4 protein-coding genes and 1 pseudogene are annotated in these 4147 nt (G+C 72.8%); 2 read left to right on the top strand and 3 right to left on the bottom strand.

Annotation, left to right across the window (positions count from 1 at the left end):
* The coding region (locus QZX64_RS14295) for an alpha-hydroxy acid oxidase (RefSeq protein WP_295661094.1) at positions 1–504 on the top strand (504 nt) is incomplete at its 5' end.
* A 22-nt stretch (positions 505–526) separates the two neighbouring features.
* Here QZX64_RS14295 and QZX64_RS14290 read toward each other — a convergent pair.
* Together QZX64_RS14290 and QZX64_RS14285 are read right to left on the bottom strand one after the other, a co-directional pair.
* A complete protein-coding gene (locus tag QZX64_RS14290) occupies positions 527–1564 on the bottom strand; it encodes a 6-phosphofructokinase (protein WP_295661092.1) in 1038 nt (345 codons plus the stop codon).
* A gap of 106 nt (positions 1565–1670) precedes the next feature.
* Positions 1671–2915 (bottom strand): MFS transporter, encoded by a 1245-nt coding sequence (locus tag QZX64_RS14285; RefSeq protein WP_295661090.1) that lies wholly within the window; start codon positions 2913–2915, stop codon positions 1671–1673.
* A gap of 70 nt (positions 2916–2985) precedes the next feature.
* Here QZX64_RS14285 and QZX64_RS14280 point away from each other — a divergent pair, with 70 nt between their 5' ends.
* Entirely contained in the window at positions 2986–3804 is an 819-nt protein-coding gene (locus QZX64_RS14280) for a DUF1028 domain-containing protein (protein WP_295661088.1), read from the top strand.
* 19 nt (positions 3805–3823) lie between these two features.
* Here QZX64_RS14280 and QZX64_RS14275 read toward each other — a convergent pair.
* Positions 3824–4147: pseudogene (locus QZX64_RS14275) on the bottom strand (hypothetical protein); the annotation flags it as partial.

Here is a 4147-nt window from a genome sequence, read left to right as displayed (position 1 = left end):
GCCGACCTGCTGCACACGATGTTCGACCCCACCGTGACCTACGACGACCTCGCCTGGATCCGCGACCAGTGGCCGGGGACGGTGTCGGTGAAGGGGGTGCAGGGCGTCGAGGACGCCCGTCGCCTCGCCGACGCGGGGGTCGACGCGATCGTGCTGTCCAACCACGGCGGGCGCCAGCTCGACCGCGCACCGGTGCCCTTCCACCTGCTGCCGCGGGTCGTGGAGGCCGTCGGGTCCGACGTGGAGGTGCACCTCGACACCGGCATCATGTCCGGCCAGGACGTCGTCGCGGCGATCGCGCACGGGGCGCACTTCACGATGATCGGACGCGCCTACCTCTACGGCCTGATGGCCGGCGGCCGAGACGGCGTCGACCGCACCATCGCGATCCTGCGCGGCCAGGTGGAGCGCACCATGCGCCTGCTGGGCGTCGCCACCCTCGACGAGCTGACCCCCGACCACGTCACCCAGCTCGTGCGCCTGGCACCCCGCCCCCCGCGGTAGTCGCGGTCGGCGGTGACGGCGCTCAGCCGAAGAAGACCTGCGCCTCGGCGTACTCCCTCTCGCTGACGAGCTTGAGCTCTGCGGTGCCCTCACTGAGCGGCAGCCGCACGATGTCGGTGCCGCGCAGCGCCATCATGGTGCCGAACTCGCCGTCGGCGACCGCGTCGGCGGCCTGCAGCCCGAAGCGGGTCGCCAGCCAGCGGTCGAACGCCGTGGGCGTGCCGCCGCGCTGGATGTGGCCGAGCACGACCGCGCGCGCCTCCTTGCCGGTGCGCCGCTCGATCTCGCCGGCCAGCCGGTCGCCGATGCCGCCGAGGCGGACGTGGCCGAAGGCGTCGAGCTCGCTGTTGAGCAGCGTCACGTCGCTGCCGCCCTCGGCCTCCCGCGGGACCGCGCCCTCGGAGACGACGACGATCGGGGCGTACTGGCTCTTGAACCGCGTCTCGACGTGGGCGCAGACCTCCTCGATGTCGAAGGGCTGCTCCGGGATGAGGACCATGCTGGCGCCACCGGCGATGCCCGAGTGCAGGGCGATCCACCCGGCGTGACGGCCCATCACCTCCACGACCAGCACCCGGTGGTGCGACTCGGCGGTGGTGTGCAGGCGGTCGATCGCCTCGGTGGCGATGTTGACCGCGGTGTCGAAGCCGAAGGTGAAGTCGGTGCCCGACAGGTCGTTGTCGATCGTCTTCGGCACGCCCACGACGCTCACGCCGAGGTCGGCGAGCTTCGTGGCGACCCCGAGGGTGTCCTCGCCGCCGATGGCGACGAGCGCCTCGACGCCGTCCTTCTCGAGGTTGGCGCGGATCTGCTCCACGCCGTCGTCGAGCTTGAAGGGGTTGGTGCGCGAGGAGCCGAGGATCGTGCCTCCCCGCGGCAGGATGCCGCGGCACTGCTCGATCCCCAGGGGCATGGTGAGTCCCTCGAGCGGGCCCTTCCAGCCGTCGCGGTAGCCGACGAACTCGAAGTCGTGGGTGTGCACGCCCTTGCGTACGACGGCGCGGATGACCGCGTTCAGGCCGGGGCAGTCCCCGCCTCCGGTGAGCACTCCGACTCGCACTGGAACCTCCGCTGTGTGGGGACTTTGAACGTTCACATTCCCTTCGGAGGGTAGCGAGGGCCGGCACGCGAGTCACGCCTGGGCTCGCGAGGTGGCACCACCGACCTCAGCCCGTGGTGGGGACCTCCTCCTCGGCCCGGTTGCTCACGACGGCGGCGGCCGTGGGCATGACGGCGCCCAGCCGGGCGACCACGGGCAGCATCGCGACCGACAGGGCCAGCATCACGATCCACAGCGGCTCGGGGCCCCGGTCGAGCAGCCAGGCGAAGAGCACCGGGGCGACGGTGCTGCTGAGGTTCCAGGCGAGCTGGATCAGGGACAGGTAGCGCCCGCGCAGGTGCTCGGGTGCGGCCTCCGCCGACAGCGCCGCGAGGACCGGCCCGCCGCTGAGCTCGGCGAGGGTGTAGACGACCGACCCGAGCACGATGACGCCGGTCGCCACGGCCGGAGCGAGCCAGCCACAGGCCAGGAAGACGACGAAGGAGGCGCCGAACACCACCTGTGTCCACAGCAGCACGCGGTAGCGCACCAGCCCGGTCATCGCGTTGACCACCAGGCCCTGCCCGAGCCCGACCATGATGCAGTTGAGCGTGAAGATGAGGCCCGAGACCCACCCCGGCAGGCCGAGCACCGTGACCGCGTAGACCGGCAGCGCGAAGTTGAGCACCATCATCGGCATCGAGTAGCCGACCTGCGCCACGACCAGCAACCGGTAGGGCCGGTCGCTCAGCACCGTCCGCCACGACCCGGGCAGGTGGCCGTGCCCGCCCCGCGCGGTGGCCGGCACGGCGAGCAGCAGCCAGAACGCCACGGCGTACGTCGCGGCGTTGGCCGCGACCACCGTATGGAACGCCCAGTCGGAGCCGATGGCCAGGGCGGCGCCCGAGGCGACCCCGCCGAGGGCGAAGCCGACGTTGCGCAGGGCGCCCAGGAAGCCGAACCAGCGCTCCCGCTCGCCCGGGGCCGAGATGGCCGCCACGATGTTGCTGTAGGAGCCCCAGAACGCGGTGCGCCCGATCGTCACCACGACGGTCCAGAGCAGCACCGCCGCGAACGACTCGGTCACCAGGTAGGCCGCGAACCCCGTCGCCTGGAGCGCGTTGCCGGCCAGCAGCACCTGCTTGGCACCGAACCGGTCCACGAGCCCGCCGAGCAGCGGGCCGGCCGGCAGCGCGACCGCGGAGGCGATCGAGATGGCCGCGCCGACCTGCACCAGGCTCAGGTCGGTGACGGCCAGGAAGTAGAGCATCGAGAGCGGCATGAAGACGCCGCTGCCGAGCGCGTCGACCGCGATGGCGGTGACGAAGCGACGGTGGGGACCGATGGAGGGGAAGCCGAGACGGGACAGCACCCGCCCATCCTCGCCCGCGCCACCGACATCCCGGCAAGCGAGTATCGGACCGAGCCACTAGCCTCGCGGCATGACGTTCTCGATCGTGGCCCGGTCCGACGACGGTGAGACCTGGGGTGTCGCCGTCGCCTCCAAGTTCCTCGCCGTCGGCTCCGCCGTCCCGGCCGCCGTCGCGGGGGTCGGCGCCATCGCCACCCAGGCCGCGGCCAACGTGGCCTACAAGGGTGAGGCGCTGGCCCACCTCGACGAGGGCGCGACCGCCGACGTGGCGCTACAGCGGCTGCTCGACGACGACGAGGGCCGCGAGCACCGCCAGGTCGGGATCGTCGACCTCGACGGCAACGCCGCCACCCACACCGGCGGCGAGTGCTACGACTGGGCGGGCGGCGTGACGGGCGCGGGCTATGCGATCCAGGGCAACATCCTGACCGGCCCGGAGGTGGTGGACGCGATGCGCGACGCGTTCGAGGCCTCGTCCGGCCAGCCGCTCGAGAGCCGTCTGCTGGCCGCGATGCAGGCCGGCGACTCCGCCGGCGGCGACCGCCGGGGCCGCCAGTCGGCCGCGCTGCTCGTCGTCCGCGACGGCGCCGGCTACGACGGCAACGACGACATCGCCGTCGACCTGCGGGTCGACGACCACGCCACCCCGCTCGCGGAGCTGGCGCGTCTCCTGGACCTCAACGAGCTCTACCTGACCGCCTCCACCGACGAGGAGAAGGTGGAGATCGACGACGCGCTGGGCGAGGAGATCTCCCGCCTCGTCCAGGCCGCCGGCCACCCCGACCTGCCCGCGTGGACGGGCTCGGAGAACTACGAGATGCGGGTGGCCTCCGACTTCACCTGGATCGACCGGCGCGTGCTGGGGATCCTGCGGGGTGGCGCGGCCTGACCGTGCTCGGCGCGGGCGCCTAGCGCAGGCGCGCCAGCGCGGCCACGTCAGCCTCGCGCTCCCGGATGGCCGCGGCGAGCGCGGCCTCGGCCTCGGACCGCACGTCCTCGGCGTCCGAGAGCTCGTCGTCGACCTCCTCGGCCGATGTCTCCAGCTCGGCGAGCCGCCGGCGGAGCTCGTCGATCTGTGCCTGCACCTGCATGCTGCGCGCCTCGAGCTCACCGACCTCGGCGGCGGCTGCGTCGAGGGCCTCCTGCGCCTCGACGACCTGCGCCTCGGCGGCGTCGACCTTCTCCTGCGCGGCCCGTCTCCTCTTCTGGTCCGCCTCCGGGTCGGGGACGAC

Origin of the sequence: uncultured Nocardioides sp., from assembly GCF_902805925.1 — a bacterium.
Classification (GTDB): Bacteria; Actinomycetota; Actinomycetes; order Propionibacteriales; family Nocardioidaceae; genus Nocardioides.
This window is presented reverse-complemented; position numbering and strand designations above follow the sequence as displayed.